Annotated in this window: 15 protein-coding genes; 10 read left to right on the forward strand and 5 right to left on the reverse strand. The window is 65.9% G+C overall.

The genetic code is table 11. From position 1 onward, the window contains the following. Positions 1-141 precede the first annotated feature (141 nt). The 3 genes from KYT87_RS16300 (at position 142) to KYT87_RS16310 (ending at position 3,085) form a co-directional block, all read left to right on the forward strand. Positions 142-675: a TRAP transporter small permease gene (locus KYT87_RS16300; protein WP_104145083.1), complete on the forward strand. Its 534-nt coding sequence runs from the start codon at positions 142-144 to the stop codon at positions 673-675. After that, positions 672-1,970, forward strand: coding sequence for a TRAP transporter large permease (locus KYT87_RS16305; RefSeq protein ID WP_046806945.1), 1,299 nt, complete (start codon positions 672-674; stop codon positions 1,968-1,970). Before KYT87_RS16300 ends, KYT87_RS16305 begins: the two co-directional genes overlap by 4 nt. A gap of 86 nt (positions 1,971-2,056) precedes the next feature. Next, a complete protein-coding gene (locus tag KYT87_RS16310) occupies positions 2,057-3,085 on the forward strand; it encodes a DctP family TRAP transporter solute-binding subunit (RefSeq protein ID WP_219990365.1) in 1,029 nt (342 codons plus the stop codon). 307 nt (positions 3,086-3,392) lie between these two features. Here the strand turns inward: KYT87_RS16310 and greB are convergent, their stop codons facing one another. From greB to KYT87_RS16325, 3 genes are all read right to left on the reverse strand, one after another. Further along, the gene (gene greB, locus KYT87_RS16315; protein WP_046806947.1) at positions 3,393-3,941 is read right to left on the reverse strand and encodes a transcription elongation factor GreB; all 549 of its coding nucleotides are present in this window, start codon (positions 3,939-3,941) and stop codon (positions 3,393-3,395) included. Positions 3,942-4,022: 81 nt separating this feature from the next. Further along, positions 4,023-4,868, reverse strand: a complete 846-nt coding sequence (locus KYT87_RS16320) for a 3',5'-nucleoside bisphosphate phosphatase (protein WP_046806948.1) — start codon at positions 4,866-4,868, stop codon at positions 4,023-4,025. Between the two features lie 70 nt (positions 4,869-4,938). Next, a complete protein-coding gene (locus KYT87_RS16325) occupies positions 4,939-5,874 on the reverse strand; it encodes an alpha/beta fold hydrolase (protein ID WP_219990366.1) in 936 nt (311 codons plus the stop codon). Positions 5,875-6,205: 331 nt separating this feature from the next. Here KYT87_RS16325 and cfa point away from each other — a divergent pair, with 331 nt between their 5' ends. Next, complete coding sequence (gene cfa, locus KYT87_RS16330) at positions 6,206-7,393, forward strand: cyclopropane fatty acyl phospholipid synthase (RefSeq protein WP_104145080.1); 1,188 nt, start codon at positions 6,206-6,208, stop codon at positions 7,391-7,393. A gap of 19 nt (positions 7,394-7,412) precedes the next feature. Here the strand turns inward: cfa and KYT87_RS16335 are convergent, their stop codons facing one another. Next, complete coding sequence (locus KYT87_RS16335) at positions 7,413-9,071, reverse strand: GMC family oxidoreductase (protein WP_120156116.1); 1,659 nt, start codon at positions 9,069-9,071, stop codon at positions 7,413-7,415. Between the two features lie 187 nt (positions 9,072-9,258). On the opposite strand from KYT87_RS16335, the gene KYT87_RS16340 reads away from it, so the two are divergent. Beyond that, positions 9,259-10,146: a LysR family transcriptional regulator gene (locus KYT87_RS16340; RefSeq protein ID WP_219990367.1), complete on the forward strand. Its 888-nt coding sequence runs from the start codon at positions 9,259-9,261 to the stop codon at positions 10,144-10,146. Positions 10,147-10,232: 86 nt separating this feature from the next. Here KYT87_RS16340 and KYT87_RS16345 read toward each other — a convergent pair whose 3' ends face one another. Beyond that, positions 10,233-11,363 (reverse strand): FAD-binding oxidoreductase, encoded by a 1,131-nt coding sequence (locus KYT87_RS16345; RefSeq protein ID WP_304505138.1) that lies wholly within the window; start codon positions 11,361-11,363, stop codon positions 10,233-10,235. Positions 11,364-11,535: 172 nt separating this feature from the next. Between KYT87_RS16345 and KYT87_RS16350 the strand changes: the two genes are divergently transcribed. The 5 genes from KYT87_RS16350 (at position 11,536) to nirD (ending at position 17,290) form a co-directional block, all read left to right on the forward strand. Further along, complete coding sequence (locus tag KYT87_RS16350; RefSeq protein ID WP_120156119.1) at positions 11,536-12,171, forward strand: helix-turn-helix domain-containing protein; 636 nt, start codon at positions 11,536-11,538, stop codon at positions 12,169-12,171. Between the two features lie 52 nt (positions 12,172-12,223). Continuing rightward, the gene (locus tag KYT87_RS16355) at positions 12,224-13,306 is read left to right on the forward strand and encodes a flavodoxin family protein (RefSeq protein WP_219990369.1); all 1,083 of its coding nucleotides are present in this window, start codon (positions 12,224-12,226) and stop codon (positions 13,304-13,306) included. A gap of 61 nt (positions 13,307-13,367) precedes the next feature. Next, the gene (locus KYT87_RS16360; RefSeq protein ID WP_219990370.1) at positions 13,368-13,991 is read left to right on the forward strand and encodes a low affinity iron permease family protein; all 624 of its coding nucleotides are present in this window, start codon (positions 13,368-13,370) and stop codon (positions 13,989-13,991) included. 339 nt (positions 13,992-14,330) lie between these two features. Then, positions 14,331-16,904 (forward strand): nitrite reductase large subunit NirB, encoded by a 2,574-nt coding sequence (gene nirB / locus KYT87_RS16365; protein ID WP_219990371.1) that lies wholly within the window; start codon positions 14,331-14,333, stop codon positions 16,902-16,904. Then, positions 16,904-17,290 (forward strand): nitrite reductase small subunit NirD, encoded by a 387-nt coding sequence (nirD, locus tag KYT87_RS16370; RefSeq protein ID WP_219990372.1) that lies wholly within the window; start codon positions 16,904-16,906, stop codon positions 17,288-17,290. The genes nirB and nirD overlap by 1 nt, the downstream gene beginning before the upstream one ends. Positions 17,291-17,315 lie beyond the last annotated feature (25 nt).

The following is a 17,315-nucleotide window of genomic DNA, read 5'->3' on the forward strand; positions in this document are numbered from 1 at the left end:
ACGGCCGACTCTGACGCAACGCAGCATGTTGTTGCCGCCCCGCACCACGGGAAAACACGAAGACCGGCGCCTGCGGGCCGACGGTAGGATGCAGCGACCCCATGACTAGAACGCGCCAAGCGCCCTGCCGTCGCCGCACCCATGTCCCGCCCTGAAGCCCCCGCCGAACCCGTCGAACCGATCATCCCCGTTGAATCCGAACCCGCCGTCAAGGTGCCGCTTGCCATCGAAGACTGGCTGGCCGTCATCCTGCTGGCGACGCTGGCGCTGATCACCTTCGCCAACGTGCTGGTGCGCTACTTCACCGACCAGTCATTCGCCTGGACCGAAGAAATCTCGGTGTTCCTGTTGATCGTGCTGACCATGGCGGGCGGCAGCGTGGCGTTCGTGCGCAACCACCACATCCGCATCGAAATCCTGGCGGACAGCGGCTCGCCCCGCCGCCAGCGCATCCTGGCCTTGATCTCCAACGGCTGCGTGCTGGCCTTTTTCGTGCTGCTGACCGTGCTGTCGGTCAAGCTGGTGTCCGACGAATTCATCTACGAAGAAACGTCGCCGGCCATTGGCGTGCCTACCTGGTGGTATTCGATCTGGCTGCCCGTGATGGCCGCGGCGATCTCGCTGCGCACGCTGGGCACCATCCGCCGCATCGCCCGGGGCGCCGACACGAAATGATCGCCACCCTGCTCTTCGTTGTCTTCATTGTGCTGATGCTGATCGGCGTGCCCGTGGGCGTGGCGCTGGGCATCGGCGGCACCGTCGCCATCGTGCTGTCCAACCTGGACACGCCCTGGTATGGCCTGTTGACCGTGCCGCAGAACTTCTACGCGGGGCTGGCCAAATACCCGCTGCTGGCCATCCCCATGTTCGTGCTGGTGGGTTCCATCTTTGACCGTTCGGGCGTGGCCAAGCGGCTGGTGGACTTTGCGATTGCCATCGTGGGCCGGGGCCCGGGCATGCTGCCGCTGGTGTCGATTGCGGTGGCCATGTTCCTGGGCGGCATTTCGGGTTCGGGCCCGGCATGCGCGGCGGCGGTGGGCGCGGTGATGATTGCGGCCATGTCGCGCGCCGGCTACCCGGGTTCGTTCTCGGCGGCCGTCGTTGCAGCCGGCGCCGCCACCGACATCCTGATTCCGCCGTCCGTCGCCTTCATCATCTATTCCGTGCTGGTGCCCGGCGCGTCGGTGCCGGCGCTGTTCGCAGCGGGCATGATCCCCGGCATCCTGGCCGGTTTCGCGCTGATCATTCCGGCCGTCTGGCTGTCGCGCAAATACAAGATGGGCGCGCTGGAGGCGCACTTGCCGCGCCCGCCCTTCTGGGCAAGCCTGCGCGAAGCGTCATGGGGCCTGGCCGCGCCGGTGCTGATTTTGGGCGGCATGCGCCTGGGCTGGTTCACGCCCACCGAGGCGGCGGTCGTGGCGGTGTTCTACGGCTTGTTCGTGGGCGGCTTCATCCACCGCACCATCAAGCTGCGCGACCTGTACACCATCTTGCGCGAGGCGGCCGAGCTGTCCGCCGTGATCATGCTGGTGGTGACGCTGGCGGGCATCTTCGCCTGGGCCTTGTCCACGCTTAGCGTGATTGACCCGATCACCAACGCCATCGTCAATTCCGGCCTGGGCGAATGGGGCGTGCTGTCGCTGCTGATTCTGCTGCTGATGACGGTGGGCATGTTCCTGGACGGCATTTCGATCTTCCTGATCTTCGTGCCGTTGCTGATGCCCATTGCCAATGCCTACGGCTGGGACCCGGTGTGGTTCGGCGTGATCCTGACCTTGAAGGTGGCGCTGGGCCAGTTCACCCCGCCGCTTGCCGTGAACCTGATGGTGTCGTGCCGCATTGCGCGCGTGCCGATGGAATCCACGGTGCGCTGGGTGGTGTGGCTATTGGGCGCCATGTTCCTGGTGCTGGTGGCGGTGCTGGTGTTTCCGCAGCTGGCGCTGTGGTTGCCGAAAAAGCTGGGCTATTGAAAGAGCAGGTTGCAGCACAACCATCAACGACCGACAACAAACAACTGACAACAACAACAGACACACTCAGAGAGAGGAGACACCCCATGAAATTCCGCAACCTGATCGGCGCCGCGCTGTGCGCCGCCGCCGTGGTCGGCATGACGCCGGCGCACGCGCAGAACTACAAACCCGAATACAAGCTGTCCATCGTGGTGGGCACGACCTTCCCGTGGGGCCAGGGCGCCGAGATCTGGTCCAAGCTGGTGCGCGAACGCACCGATGGCCGCATCAACATCAAGGTGTACCCGGGCACGTCGCTGGTGCAGGGCGACCAGACGCGCGAATTCACCGCCATCCGCCAGGGCGTGATCGACATGGCCGTGGGGTCCACCATCAACTGGTCGCCGCAGGTCAAGCAGCTGAACCTGTTCTCGCTGCCCTTCCTGATGCCCGACTACGCCGCCATCGACGCGCTGGTGCAAGGCGACGTCGGCCGCGAAATGTTCAAGCTGATTGAAAAGGCCGGCGTCGTGCCGCTGGCATGGGGCGAAAACGGCTATCGCCAGCTCAGCAATTCCAAGCGCGACATCAAAAAGCCCGAAGACATGAAGGGCATGAAGCTGCGCGTGGTGGGATCGCCCCTGTACATCGACACGTTCACCGCGCTGGGCGCCAACCCCACGCAGATGAGCTGGGCCGATGCGCAACCGGCGCTGGCCAGCGGCGCGGTCGACGGGCAGGAAAATCCGCTGTCGATCTACACGGGTTCCAAGCTGTACACGGTGGGCCAGAAGTACCTGACGCTGTGGAACTACGTGGCGGATCCGCTGATCTTCGTGGTGAACCGCGAAGTGTGGAATTCGTGGTCGGAAAAGGATCGCGACATTGTGCGCCAGGCCGCGCTGGATGCCGGCAAGCAGCAGATCGTGATTGCGCGCAAGGGCGTCACGCCCGAAGACCCGTCGCTGCTGAAGGAAATTGAAGGCCACGGCGTGACCGTGACGTCCTTGTCCAAAGCCGAACACGACGCCTTCGCCAAGGTCACGCAACCCGTGTACGACAAGTGGAAGAAGCAGATCGGCGAAGACTTGGTCAACATGGCCGAAAAGTCCATCGCCGCGCGCAAGAAGTAAGGCCGGCTCGGTGAACGCCGACGCCAACGCCAACGCCGACACCGACACCGACACCTACGCATCGATTTAAGCAGCAAGCCCCAGGGGAACGACGGCGCAAGCCGCCAAACCGAGGCAGGGACGTCAGAGCCCTCCCAACCAAACAGGCGCCAGTCAAAAGCTGGCGCCTGTTTCCTTTTTGGGCGGCGGGCAATGTTCCGGTTTGCGCGCGGACCCTGTTGCCCTTCTGCCGCTTTTGCCCTTCTGCCCTTTTTCCCGCTTTTGCCCTTTTGCCCCTGTTGCCGCTTTTGCCTTTTCCCCGTCGCGCCTACGGGTAGCGCACTTCCAGAATATCCAGCTCTTCAATGCCACCCGGCGTGCGCAACACTACCGTGTCCCCTTCCCTGGCCTTGATCAGCGCGCGCGCCACCGGCGAAATCCAGCTGATCTTGCCGGCCAGCGGCTCGGCCTCGTCCACGCCCACAATGGTGACGGTGTGGTCTTCGCCGGCCTTGTCGCTATACAGCACCGTGGCGCCGAAAAAGACCTGGTCGCGGTTGGGCTGCAAGGCCGGGTCCACCACTTCGGCGATGTCCAGCCGCTTGGTCAAAAAGCGCATGCGGCGGTCGATTTCCCGCAGGCGTTTCTTGCCGTAGAGGTAGTCGCCGTTTTCCGAGCGGTCGCCGTTGGACGCCGCCCACGACACCACTTGCACCACCGACGGACGCTCGACGTTCATCAGATGCGTCAGTTCGGCGCGCAGGCGTTCGTAGCCCTCGGGGGTCATGTAGTTCTTGGTGCCCACGGGCAAAGCCTGGGCTTGCGGTAGGTCGTCGTCGTCCTCGTTGTCGGACTCTTTAACAAAGGCTTTATTCATGGCGATGCTCAAGCACTGGCGCCGTGACGGCGCGATCACATTAGTCGGGGCTGGCAGGCGGGGCGGCGCGGGCCGCCCGCGTCAGAACCAATCGTGCCAGACCGGCTTCAGGTCGGACGGCAGCGATGGCAGGCGGCCAAGGTCGATCCGGCTTTCCTTGGGGCTGTGAAAGTCAGACCCGCGCGATGCCAGGAAGCCGTAGCGGCGCGCGACCTCGGCATACTGGCGCGCTTCTTCGACGGTGTGGCTGCCGGTGGTGACTTCGATGCCCTCGCCGCCCAATTGCAGGAATTCGTCGAACAGCGCGGCGAATTGCAGCGGCGTGTACTTATAGCGGCCCGGGTGCGCGATGACCGCGCGTCCGCCCGCGCCGCGGATCCAGCCCACGGCTTCGGCCAGCGTGGCCCATTGCATGGGCACATGGCCGGGGCGGTCGTCGCCCAGGTGCTTGGTGAATACGGTTTGCACGTCGGGGCAGTAGCCCGCTTCGACCAGGTAGCGCGCAAAGTGCGTGCGGCTGATCAGTTCGGGGTTGCCGGCAAACGGCAGCGCGCCTTCGTAGGCGCCCGGCATGCCCATGTCGGCCAGCCGGTCGCCGATGCGCTTGGCGCGTTCGGCGCGGCCCGAGCGGGTCTGGCGCAGGCCGGCCACCAAGTCGGCGTTGTTCGGGTCGAACTGCAAGCCCACGATGTGCACCGTCAAGCCCGCCCACGTGACCGAAATTTCAACGCCGGTGGAAAACCGCATGCCCAGGTCCTGGGCCGCGCTGGCCGCTTCGGCCAGCCCGCCTACCTCGTCGTGATCCGTCAATGCCCAGACGTCGACGCCGTTGGCGTGCGCGCGCTGCGCCACGTCGCGAGGCGCCAGCGCGCCGTCGGACACAGTGGAATGGCAATGCAGATCGATGTTCAGGGTGGGCGATGTCATCGGGCTATTGTAGAGAAGGCCCGCCGCGCTGAATAGCGCCGTGCCGTCCCCGTAATCGCACGGCGGACATTCAAGCCAACAGGAACGCCGCCACGGGTTCCACCTGGCTATCGGCGATCAGGGTAGGCGCGTGTCCCACGCCCGGCACTTCCAGCGCCTGCGCGCGCGGATTGCGTTTCAGCATTTCGTCAACCGTGGCGCGGGTCAGCAGATCGGACTTCTCGCCCCGCACGATCAGGATCGGGCACGGCGTGGCGTCATACGAGCGCCACAGGATCTGTTCGCCGGCGGCCAGTTCGTCCGGCGTTTGCGCGGCCAATGCCTGGGCCAGCGCCAGGTCGTAGTGCTTGACCCATTTGCCACCGAACTCCGGGTAAAGGAACCGGGCCAGCTCGGTCCATTGCGCGTCGGTGTGCGGGCCGAAGGTTTCGGAATTGGCGCGCATGGTGGCCACCGCTTCTTCGAACGTGGCGAATTCGCCCGGCTGACCGACGTATTGGCCGATGCGCGACAAGGCGCCCGTTTCCAGGCGCGGGCCCACGTCGTTCAGCACCAGCTTGTCCAGCTGGATGCCCTGACCGGGCGGCAGCATGCCCGCGTGGGGCCGCATCGCCTGCATGGCGCCGGCGAATACCGCGGCGCCCGACAGCGCCAGCCCGATCAAGCCGCCCATCGACGTGCCCACCCAGGCCAGCCGGGCCGGGGCCAGCCGCGCAAGCAGCGTGACCATGTCGGACACGTACTGCGGCACGGTGTAGAACGCGGGGTTGGCCAGCCAGTCCGACCGGCCACGGCCCACCACGTCGGGGCACACGACGCGGTAGCGCGACGCCAGGCGGCGGGCCAGCACGTCGAAATCCCGGCCGCTACGCGTCAGGCCGTGCACGCAGACCAGCACCTGGTCATTGGCCGGGTCGCCCCACTCCCAATACGCCATCCGGTGCAAGCCCGCCGGGCTGGCGCAGGTGACGAATTCCAAACGGGGTTGCAGGCTGGCGTCCACCATGTAAAGGCTCCACGTATCGAACGGATCGGCGCGCGCCGAAACGGCGGTTCACCAAGGCGGACTAGTGTAATCGCGCCAGCCGGACAAACGCACGACAGTTGCGCGGCCGCCCACTCTGAATTCGCCCGCGTGCCGCAGGCTGGACACTGCGCCCGCGCCTCGCTACGATCACCCCATTCTCACTGGCGCCCCCGGTTTGCACGGCAGGTAAATTGCCGTTGGCTATCAAGCCGATCCATTCATTAAATTGGAATCGGCCGTTCGTTGGGGCCAGAGTTATGAGCTTCAGGCATTGCCAGATCAGTCATCCCAAAATTGATATGGAGTCCGTATGCAGCAAAGCAGTCCTGTCTCTCCGCTGACCGCCGACCATTCTTCACCCGACGTCAGCCCCCCGCCCCCCGAACCGCCAAAAGTGCTTCAAGACGTGTTGTCTCGCGCCGACGTGCAGATCAACGGCACGCGCCCGTGGGACATCCAGGTACATGACAAACATATGTACGAACGCGTCTTCGCCAGCTGGTCGCTGGGGCTGGGCGAATCCTATATGGACGGCGAATGGGACTGCGAACGCCTCGACGAGCTGTTCACCCGACTGCTGCGCGCCGACATGGGCTCGGCCGCGCTAGGGGTCGCGCGCATCAAGCTGATTGCCGAACATCTGCGGCACAAGCTGTTCAACCTGCAATCGAAGCATCGCGCCTTTGAAGTGGGCGAACAGCATTACGACGCCGGCAACGACGTGTTCGAAGCGATGCTGGACAGCCGCATGATCTATTCCTGCGCCTACTGGGAAAACGCCCAGACGCTGGAAGAAGCGCAGTTGGCCAAGCTGGACATGATCTGCCGCAAGCTGCAACTCAAGCCCGGTGAAACGCTGCTGGATATCGGCTGCGGCTGGGGCGGGCTGGCCAAGTTCGCGGCTGAAAACTACGGCGTGTCGGTCACCGGCGTGACGGTATCGAAAGAGCAGTTGGCGCTGGCGCAGGATCGCGTCAAGGGCCTGCCGGTGCAACTGCTGCTGCAAGACTACCGCGACCTGCAAGGCAACTTCGACAAGGTCGTGTCGGTGGGCATGTTTGAACATGTGGGGCCGAAGAACTACGACACGTACTTCAGCAACGTGCAGCGTTTGATGTCGCCGGACGGCATCTTTCTGCTGCACACCATCGGCATCGCGGCCACCAGCCAAAGCACCGACCCGTGGATCGACCGCTATGTGTTCCCGAACGGCAAGCTGCCGTCCGCGCGCGAAATCGCCGGCGCCGTCGAACATCGCTTCATCATCGAAGACTGGCACAACTTCGGCACCGACTACGACCGCACGCTGATGGCCTGGTGGGACCGCTTTGAACGCGCCTGGCCGTCGCTGCAAGCGCGTTACGGCACGCGCTTCTACCGCATGTGGAAATACTATTTGATGTGTTGCGCCGGGTTCTTCCGGTCACGCGAAGGACAGCTGTGGCAAGTCATCCTGACGCACCCGCAGCGCCAGGACGTGTACCGCTCGCTGCGCTGACGCGGCGCCATTCGCCCACCTAACGCCGCATGTCGGCGTCCTCGCGGATCATGTCGGCGGCGCGCTCCGCGATCATGATGGTGGGCGAATTGGTGTTGCCCGACGTGATAAGCGGCATCACCGACGCGTCGGCGATGCGCAACCCCTCCAGCCCGAACACGCGCAGGCGCGCATCCACCACCGCGCCGCTGTCCGCGCTCTTGCCCATCGCGCACGTGCCCACCGGGTGAAAGATCGTGGTGCCGATCTTGCCGGCGGCCTCGCGCAGTTGCGCGTCCGTCTGGTAGTCCGGCCCCGGCAACCATTCCTCTGGGCGATAGCGTTGCAACGCCGGCGCGGCGGCAATGCGGCGGACCAATCGGATGGAATCGGCCGCCACCTGGATGTCGGCCTCGGTGCTGAGGTAATTGGCGGCAATGACCGGCGCCGCGCCAGCGGGCGTGCCCGCCGCGCCCTGCGCATGCACGCTGCCGCGCGACGTCGGCCGCAGGTTGCACACGCTGGCCGTGAAGGCGTCGAAGGCGTGCAGCGGTTCGCCAAACGCGCCCAGCGACAAGGGCTGCACATGAAACTCTACATTCGCGCGCGCCTGGCCCGGGTCGGACTTGGCAAAGGCCCCCAGCTGCGACGGCGCCATGCTCATCGGGCCGCTACGGCGCAGCAGGTATTCCAGCCCGATGCCCGCCTTGCCCAACCATGATCCCGCGATCCGGTTCAGCGTCTTCACGCCATTGACCTTCAGGATCACGCGCAATTGCAGATGGTCTTGCAGGTTTTCGCCCACGCCCGGCAAGGCATGGCGCAGCGCGATGCCGCTTTCGCGCAAGCGCGCGGGTTCGCCGATGCCAGACTGTTCAAGCAGATGCGGCGTGTTGACCGCGCCGGCCGCCATCACCACCTCGCGTCGCGCGCGCACGGTGACAAGGCGCGGCTCGCCCTTGCCCTGCCCTTTGCCCTGCCCCTGGCTTTGGACGCGCACCTGCACGCCCACGCAGCGCTTGCCTTCAAACACCAGCTGCTCGGCCTGCGCCCCCGTCATCACATGCAGGTTGGGCCGCTTTCGAATCGGGCGCAAAAACGCCTTGGCCGTATTCCAGCGCCAGCCGCTGCGCTGGTTCACTTCAAAATAGCCGCTGCCGAAGTTGTCGCCCCGGTTGAAGTCCTGCACGCGAGGGATGCCTTCCTGTTCGGCCGCTTGCGCGAAGGCTTCCAGGATGTCCCACCGCAGGCGCTGCGCCTCGACCCGCCATTCGCCCCCGGCGCCGTGAAATTCGTTGGCGCCCCGGTGGTGGTCTTCGCTGCGCTTGAACACCGGCAGCACCTGGTCCCAGCCCCAGGCCGGGTCGCCCGACAGCGCGGCCCAGTCTTCATAGTCTTCACGCTGGCCGCGCATGTAGATCATGCCGTTGATGGACGAACACCCGCCCAGCACCCGGCCGCGCGGGTAGATCAGGGAGCGGCCGCCCAGCCCCGGTTCTTTCACGGTGCGGTACATCCAGTCGGTGCGCGGGTTGCCGATGCAATACAGATAGCCCACCGGGATATGAATCCAGTGGTAGTTGTCGCGGCCGCCTGCCTCCAGCAGCAGCACCCGGATACCGGGGTCCTGGCTGAGCCGGTTGGCCAGCACGCAGCCGGCCGAGCCCGCGCCCACGATGACGAAGTCGTATGTCTCCATAAGCTCTTCTTATCTGCTTGGCGGGGTTTACACCTGCCGCCACATTGAGCCGACCCGGCTTCGGCGTTGCCACGCACGCCGGGCATCTGGCGTGACTCTGGCGCAGCAGGCCGCCGCTGTCCAATGAAATGTTGAAAATCCGTTTATAAGCATCTTTAATAATGCTCACCCCATTTCGGACGGCGCCATGGACCTCAAGCATCTACGCACCTTTGCCGCCGTGGCGCGCGAAGGCAACCTGACCCGCGCGGCCGAACACCTACACCTGACGCAACCGGCGTTAAGCCTGCAACTGAAGAACTTTCAGGATTCGCTGGACCTGACGCTGTTCGCACGCAGCGCCCAGGGCTTGGCGCCCAATGCCGACGGACGCGCGCTGCTGCCCGCCGCGCTGCGCGTGCTGGACGCCATGGAAGACTTCCAGCGCGCCATCAGCGCCTTGCGCGACACCGTGCAGGGCGAACTGCGCATGGGCACGATCCTGGACCCGGAGTTCCTGCGGCTGGGGGCCACGCTGCAATACCTGATGGAGCACTATCCGAAAATCCGCCCCACGCTGCGCCACGGCATGTCCGGGTCGGTCGGCCGCCAAGTGCGGGCGGGCGAGCTGGATGTGGGGTTCTTCCTGGGTCCGGCCGGGGGCACGGGCGGCCCACCGCTGCTGGACGTGTTGCCGCTGGCCACGTTCACGTACTACGTGGTGGCGCCCAAGGGATGGGGCGCGCAGGTAGCCGGGCGTGGATGGCAGGACATTGCCGCGCTGCCATGGATCTGGACGCCGCCGGATTCCGTGCACCATCGGCTGCTGGCCGCCCGGTTCGATGCGCTGGGCGTCACGCCGAACGCGGTGGCGCAGGTGGATCAGGAAGCCTCGATGCTGGACTTGGTGCGGTCGGGCGTGGGGCTGTCGCTGGTGCGCGATTCCATCGCGCTGCGTGAGTCTCAGGCGAACGGGCTGCTGTTGCTGCCCGGGCTGGCGATCCAGGCGGAACTGTCGTTTATCACGCAAGCCACCCGCCGCGCCGATCCTCTGGTCGCGGCGGCCTTCACGGCAGTCAGGGCCGCGTTCGGGTAGTCGGCCGCAACGCCGCTGCGCAGCCGCAACGCCGGCCGCAACTCCCGGCCGCACCCCGGCCGCACCCCGGCCGCCGGCCGTCCACGCTAGCGCAGCCGGACCGGTGCCATCAGAGACGGCGCAACGCCCTCGTCCACCAGCCACGTTGGCAGCGGCTGTTGGGCCAGCAACGCCGCCGCCATCGCCGACACGCCTGCCGCCGACTGGATGCCGTAGCCGCCTTGCGCCGCCAGCCAGAAAAACCCGGGCTGGGCCACGTCATAGCCCACCACCATGTCGCCGTCCGGCACGAACGAACGCAGCCCGGCCCACACGTGGGACGGCCGCCGGATGGTCAGCGTGGTGGCGGATTCGATGTGATAGATGCCGGTGGCCACGTCCAGTTCTTCGGCCACCACATCGTGCGGGGCAACCGGGTCCGCGTTGGCGGGCGAGCCCAGCAACTGACCCGCGTCCGGCTTGAAGTAGAAGCTTTCGTCGATGCCGACCACGGCAGGCCAGGCGCTGCAATCCACGCCGTCGGGCGGCGCAAAAATGAAGGCGCTGCGCCGGCAGGGCTGCAAGCCCACGGGCGCCACGCCGCAGCGCCCGGCCAGGTCGTCGGCCCACGCGCCCGCCGCGTTGACCACCACGCCTGCGTGCAGTGTGGCGCCGTCCGTCAACCGCAACGTCCACACGCCGTCGTCCGACCGTTGGCCGGATTCCACCTCGGCATTGCAATGCACGACCGCCCCCTGCCGCCGCGCTGCCGCCAGAAAGCCCTGGTGCAACGCATGCACGTCCAGGTCGCGCGCGTCTGCTTCAAACAAGGCGCCGCCCGCCACCGCTTCGGGGCGGATACACGGCACACGTGCCATGGCCTGGGCGGCATCCAGCAACTGCACGTTGCCCGCCTGTGCCGTCGCCGCCTCATAGCCTTGCATCAGCTGGTCGCGCTGCTCGGCACTGGCGATATACAGGCAGCCGCGTTCCTGCAGCAAAGGGTGTTCGGTGAAACCGGCGGGCGGGTTCTCATAGAAAGCGCGGCTGGCGCGCGTCAGCGCCTGGATCTGCGCCGTGCCATAGGTTTCCATGAACATCGCGGCCGAGCGGCCGGTGGAGTGGTAGCCAGGCTGCGACTCGCGTTCCAGCAAGATGACCCGCGTCTGTCCCGGTTTTTCGGCGGTCAGGCGATACGCCAACGACGCGCCAGCAATGCCCGCGCCTACAATCACCACGTCAAATTGCTGCGCTTTCGATGCGTATTCCACTTGCAGTCCCAACGTACGTGTGAATGTACGAGCCAGATATTTCTCGGATTTGAGAATTCTCGGATATGACAAAATATCCGTCAACGAAAAAAACCGGCCAGCCTAGCGCTTGCCCCTGACGCCTAGGGAAAGCACCGACATGCCCATCATCCGACCGCCCGCCTCTACGCCCCCCGCCGCCTCGCCCGCCAGCAACATCCTGGCCGACCGGACCAGCCTGGGCGTCCGATTGCGGGGCCTGCGCCGGGCGCGCTCAATGACATTAAAGGAACTGTCGGCCTTGACCGGCGTGGCGCTGTCTACGCTATCGAAGATGGAACTGGGCCAGGTGTCGATCAGCTACGCCAAGTTCGCCGCCGTGGCGCGTGCGCTTGACGTCGATATTGCCCACCTGTTCGGCCCCGTCACCCCCGCGGAAAACGGCCGCCCTGCCCCGGCCGCCCTGCGCTGCACCCTGGCCGAATCGCCCGGCTACATGACCGGCGCCTACGACTACAAACTGTTAGCCGGCCAGTATCCCCAGCGCAGCATGACGCCCATGTACGGCCGCATCCTGGCGCGCGACGCGTCGGAATTCGATGACTACATGCGCCACGCCGGCCAGGAATTCCTGGTGGTGCTGGAAGGCGAAATCGAAATTCGCTTTGAAAACGGGGAATCGCTGGTGCTGGCCAAGCACGAGACGGCCTATTTCGACAGCGGCGTGGGGCACATCTATTTAACGCGCAGCGCCCGGCCAGCCGAGATCATGGTGGTGATGACGGGCGGCAACTGACGGGCACGCGGCTTGCTGCTTGCCATGCGTCACTGTTCGCAGGCAGAGCTTCATGACCGCACCCAAGCCCGATGTGCGCACCGGCCAATACTCCGGACCACTTTCGCGCGACACCTTCCGGCTGCGCTTCATGCGCCGCTTCTATGACCCCGCCTTCCAGGCCGAACAAGCCGCGCTGGACCGGCTGGAAGCCATTGCGTGGGACGCCTACCAGGGCGGCCGCAAAGCGCCCATCACCGTCAAGGCCGGCGCGGCCTACGCCGATCCCGACTACGACTTGTCGGTGGAATGGAAAGACGCCCACGACCGCCTGACGCAAGCCGCACAGAAGCAGCGCCGCCCGGATACGCCGTCGCGCGTGCTGGTCGTGGTGGGCGCATCGCGCAACGACGGCACCTGTCCGGGCGAGGTATCCAAAACGTGGCGTCTGGCGCAGATCGTGTGCGCCGAGCTGGAAGCCGCCCACGTCCAGGCCGACCTGCTGGACCTGAGCCGGCTCACGTCCGAATACCAATGTCAGATCCATCCGTGCAAAGGCTGCGTGTCCACCGCCATGCCGCTTTGCCACTGGCCGTGCAGCTGCTATCCCAACCATTCGCTGGGCCAGGACAACGACGCCATGAACGACATCTACGAGCAGTGGGTGGCGGCGCACGGCGTGATCCTGCTGGCGCCCACCTATTGGTATCAGTCGCCCAGCCCGCTCAAGCTGATGATCGACCGGCTGGTGTGCGCCGACGGCGGCAACCCGGACCCGACCACCACGTCCGGCAAGGACGCGGCCAAGGCCAAGGCCATTGAACTGGACGGCTGGCCCTATCCGAAACACCTGGCGGGCCGGGCTTACGGCCTGGTGGTGCACGGCGACGTGGCGGGTATCGAGGGCCAGCGGCGCGCGCTGAGCGATTGGCTGGACTGGATGGGCCTGATTGATGCCGGGTCGATGGCCCGGCTGGAGCGGTACATCGGCTACTACAAGCCCTACGCCACCAGCCACGCCGACCTGGACCTGGACACGGCGGTGCAGGAAGAGGTGCGCAACGTTGCGCGCGCCGTGGCGAACTGCCTGCCGCGCCTGCGCGCCGGTGAATTGACCGCGCCCGATGCGGGGCTGCACGACCCGCGGCCCAAGTAGCCGGGACGGTGGCTTTGTAGATGCAATGCAATCAGAGGATGAGGATTAGCAGGTGATGCTCATGAAGAACGATGTGGAAGCAAAGAAGACGGCGCAACAGCACGGCGACAAGCCGGGCGATAAGCAAAACGACAAGCCGGGCGACACGCCGGCCGACAAGCAAGGCAAGCAGCCGCAACCCGTGCCGAAGTCGAATGCCTTCACAAAATTCTTCGACCATTTTGCCGCGCGCGTCACGCATTGGGCAGGCTCCCCCATCGCGTTCGGCTCGGCCTTGTGCGCCGTGATCGTGTGGGCCGTCACCGGCCCCTTCTTCGGCTATTCGGAAACCTGGCAGCTGGTCATCAACACCGGCACCACCATCGTCACGTTCCTGATGGTGTTCTTGATTCAGCAAAGTCAGAACAAGGACGGCCGCGCGCTGCACCTGAAGCTGGACGAACTGCTGATCGCCTTGAAAGGCGCGGACGAACAACTGGTGGACGCCGAACAACTGGACGAAGACAAACTGCTGGCGCTGGCGGCGGCGTGCACGGCACGCGCTCGCGCCAAGGCACGCAGCGACCGCCCCAAGGGGACCAAGTCACGCCGATCGAAGTCGGTCAGGGGCAGCAAGACCACCGTCCGTAGCAGCCTGCGGGTACGACGCGGCGCGTTCCGCGCGGGCAAAGGCGCCCACCCCTGACGGCAACCCTGCCGCGCCGCCCCACCATGCCGCGCCGCGCCAAAGCAGTGCGCGGCGCACAACAACTTGCACCGCTTTGACGCACCGCGCGGCCCGCCTGGAGGCCGCGTGTGTCGCCTGATGTCCCCACGCTTTCCGCCCTTTTCCCTATGACGCCGCGCGCAACCCCGCCCCGCGCGGCCGTCCTTTTCCAACCTGGCATGGTCTTTGCTTAAGTGTTCATGCAGGCCCCAACAGGCCCGCGGCACAATTTAAGCAGTACCGGCAAAGGCGCCCCGACCGACAGGTCCAGGGCGCTTTTTGTCTTTTGAAACCCAAACCACAAGCCTGGGGAAATTCATGAAAGCAACGGCCACTCCCGCCTCCTTGCGGACCTTGGTTGTCATCGGCAACGGCATGGTGGGCCACCATTGCGTCGAACAGTTGATTGCACGCGGCGCGCTGGAGCGCTATCGCATCCACGTCTATGGCGAGGAAACGCGCCGCGCTTACGACCGCGTGCATCTGTCCGAATACCTGAATGGCCGCGACGCCGAATCGATGTCGATGAGCGAGGCCGCCTTTTATGACCGCGACGGCCTGACCCTGCATCTTGGCGAACCGGTGCTGGACATCGACCGCCACGCGCGCGAAGTGGTCACGGCCAACGGCCGCGTCGGCTACGACAAGCTGGTGCTGGCCACGGGCTCTTACCCGTTCGTGCCGCCCATTGCCGGCGCCGAGGGCGCGTCGCGCCTGGTGTATCGCAGCATCGACGACCTGGACCTGATCCGCGCGGCCGCGCAAGGCGCGCGCCGTGGCGTCGTGGTGGGCGGCGGCCTGCTGGGGCTGGAGGCGGCCAACGCCTTGAAGTCGCTGAACCTGGAAGCGCACGTGGTGGAATTCGCGCCGCGCCTGATGCCGGTGCAGTTGGACGAGGAAGGCGGCGCCGCGCTCAAGGCGCGCATCGAGGCGCTGGGCGTGGGCGTGCACCTGTCGCGCGCCACGCAAGACATCAAGCCCGGCACGCAGTACCGCTATCGCATGCGCTTTGCCGAAGGCGCGCCGCTGGAAACCGATCTGATTGTGTTTTCGGCCGGCATCCGCCCGCAGGTGTCGCTGGCACGCCGCGCCGGGCTGGCGCTGGCCGAACGCGGCGGCGTGGCCATCGACGACCATTGCCGCAGCAGCGATGAGAACATCTACGCCATTGGCGAATGCGCTGCCTGGAACGGCAGCGTGTTCGGCCTCGTGGCGCCGGGCTACCAGATGGCGCGCATCGCCGCCGCCGAGCTGTGCGGCGTGCCGGAACAGCCCTTTACCGGCGCCGACATGTCCACCAAGCTCAAGCTGCTGGGCGTGGATGTGGGTTCCATCGGCGACGCCCACGGCACGACGCCCGGCGCGCGCAGCTACCGCTACATCGACGAAGCCGGCGCCAGCTATCGCCGCCTGGTCGTATCGGCAGACGGCAAGCGCGTGTTGGGCGCGGTGCTGGTGGGCGACAACCGCTACTACGACACCTTGCTGCAATACGCGCAGAACGGCATCGCGCCGCCTGCCGACCCCGCCAGCCTGATCCTGCCCGCCAGCAGCGCCGCGCCCGCGCTGGGCGTCGATGCGTTGCCCGCCACTGCCACGATCTGCTCCTGTCACAACGTCAGCAAAGGCGCCGTCAGCGCCGCCATCGACGGCGGCTGCACCGACCTGGCCGGCGTAAAAAGCTGCACCAAGGCGGCCTCGGGCTGCGGCGGTTGCGCCGCGCTGCTCAAGCAGGTGGTGGAACACGAACTGGCCAGTCGCGGCGTCGCCGTCGACAAAAGCCTGTGCGAACACTTTGCCTATACCCGCCAGGAGCTCTACGCCATCGTGCGCGTCGGCGGCATCGAAACGTTTGAAGAACTGTTGGCCAGCCATGGCAAGGGCCACGTCGGCTGCGACATCTGCAAGCCCGCCGTGGGGTCGATTCTGGCGTCGTGCTGGAACCGCCCCATTCAGGAACCGCGCCTGGTGCCGCTGCAAGACACCAACGACACCTTCATGGCGAACATGCAAAAGAACGGCACCTATTCGGTGGTGCCGCGCATACCGGCCGGCGAGATCACGCCCGACGGCCTGATCGCCATCGGCGCCGTCGCCAAGAAATACAAGCTGTACACCAAGATCACGGGCGGCCAGCGCATCGACCTGTTCGGCGCGCAGCTGCACGAACTGCCCGACATCTGGAGCGAACTGATCGCCGCCGGTTTTGAAACCGGCCATGCCTACGGCAAGTCCACCCGCACGGTGAAGTCCTGCGTGGGCAGCACGTGGTGCCGCTACGGCGTGCAGGACAGCGTGCGCATGGCGCTGGACATCGAACACCGCTACAAGGGCCTGCGGTCGCCGCACAAGCTGAAGTTCGCGGTGTCCGGCTGCACCCGGGAATGCGCCGAGGCGCAAAGCAAGGACATCGGCGTCATCGCCACCGAAAACGGCTGGAACCTGTACGTGTGCGGCAACGGCGGCATGCGCCCACGCCACGCCGAACTGTTCGCCACCGACCTGGACGACGCCACGCTGATCCGCATGATCGACCGCGTGCTGATGTTCTACATCCGCACCGCCGACAAGCTGCAACGCACGTCCGTCTGGCGCGAGTCGCTGGAAGGCGGGCTGGACTATCTGAAGGACGTGGTGCTGAACGACAGCCTGGGCCTGGGCGCCGAGCTGGAAGCGCAAATGCAGTTGGTGGTGGACCGCTATGAATGCGAATGGGCCAACACCGTCAGCAGCCCCGAAAAGCTCAAGCGCTTCCGCACCTTCGTCAACGAGCGCGGCGGCGACCCGGACATTCAGTTCGTTCAAGAACGCGGCCAACCCCGGCCCGCCCCGGCCCCCTCGCCTGCACGCCCGGCGGCGCGCGTCATCCCCATCGCCGAGGAGATCGTCTGATGAACGCCCTAGCCCCCGTCTCCACTGGCGCCCGCACTGCCGCCCCCGCCTCCCGCGCACCGACCTGGCGCGCGGTCTGCACCCGCGATGACCTCGTTGCCGACTCTGGCGTGGTCGTCTTGCTGGATGGCCAGCAGATTGCCTTGTTCTACCTGCCCGACGCCGACGGCCCGGACTTATACGCGATTGAAAACCGCGATCCCAAATCCGGCGCCAACGTTATCGGGCGCGGCCTGCTTGCCCATCTGGGCGGCGATCTGGTCGTGGCCTCGCCGCTTTACAAGCAGCACTTCCGTCTGGCCGACGGCAGCTGCGTGCAGTACCCCGAACAGCAATTGCGCACCTGGCAGGCCCGCTTCAACGGCGACACCGTTGAAATTGCCTGACGCCCGCTTCCCTTATCACTGTCAC

Origin of the sequence: Achromobacter sp. ES-001 (assembly GCF_019448355.1) — a bacterium.
Lineage (GTDB): Bacteria > Pseudomonadota > Gammaproteobacteria > Burkholderiales > Burkholderiaceae_B > Achromobacter > Achromobacter spanius_B.

What these genes read in the sequence shown, in the direction of transcription:
- KYT87_RS16300 (WP_104145083.1), top strand. Translation starts at nt 142, where the DNA reads ATGTCCCGCCCTGAAGCCCCCGCCGAACCCGTCGAACCGATCATCCCC.
- KYT87_RS16305 (WP_046806945.1), top strand. Translation starts at nt 672, where the DNA reads ATGATCGCCACCCTGCTCTTCGTTGTCTTCATTGTGCTGATGCTGATC.
- KYT87_RS16310 (WP_219990365.1), top strand. Translation starts at nt 2,057, where the DNA reads ATGAAATTCCGCAACCTGATCGGCGCCGCGCTGTGCGCCGCCGCCGTG.
- greB (WP_046806947.1), bottom strand. Translation starts at nt 3,941, where the DNA reads ATGAATAAAGCCTTTGTTAAAGAGTCCGACAACGAGGACGACGACGAC.
- KYT87_RS16320 (WP_046806948.1), bottom strand. Translation starts at nt 4,868, where the DNA reads ATGACATCGCCCACCCTGAACATCGATCTGCATTGCCATTCCACTGTG.
- KYT87_RS16325 (WP_219990366.1), bottom strand. Translation starts at nt 5,874, where the DNA reads ATGGTGGACGCCAGCCTGCAACCCCGTTTGGAATTCGTCACCTGCGCC.
- cfa (WP_104145080.1), top strand. Translation starts at nt 6,206, where the DNA reads ATGCAGCAAAGCAGTCCTGTCTCTCCGCTGACCGCCGACCATTCTTCA.
- KYT87_RS16335 (WP_120156116.1), bottom strand. Translation starts at nt 9,071, where the DNA reads ATGGAGACATACGACTTCGTCATCGTGGGCGCGGGCTCGGCCGGCTGC.
- KYT87_RS16340 (WP_219990367.1), top strand. Translation starts at nt 9,259, where the DNA reads ATGGACCTCAAGCATCTACGCACCTTTGCCGCCGTGGCGCGCGAAGGC.
- KYT87_RS16350 (WP_120156119.1), top strand. Translation starts at nt 11,536, where the DNA reads ATGCCCATCATCCGACCGCCCGCCTCTACGCCCCCCGCCGCCTCGCCC.
- KYT87_RS16355 (WP_219990369.1), top strand. Translation starts at nt 12,224, where the DNA reads ATGACCGCACCCAAGCCCGATGTGCGCACCGGCCAATACTCCGGACCA.
- KYT87_RS16360 (WP_219990370.1), top strand. Translation starts at nt 13,368, where the DNA reads ATGAAGAACGATGTGGAAGCAAAGAAGACGGCGCAACAGCACGGCGAC.
- nirB (WP_219990371.1), top strand. Translation starts at nt 14,331, where the DNA reads ATGAAAGCAACGGCCACTCCCGCCTCCTTGCGGACCTTGGTTGTCATC.
- nirD (WP_219990372.1), top strand. Translation starts at nt 16,904, where the DNA reads ATGAACGCCCTAGCCCCCGTCTCCACTGGCGCCCGCACTGCCGCCCCC.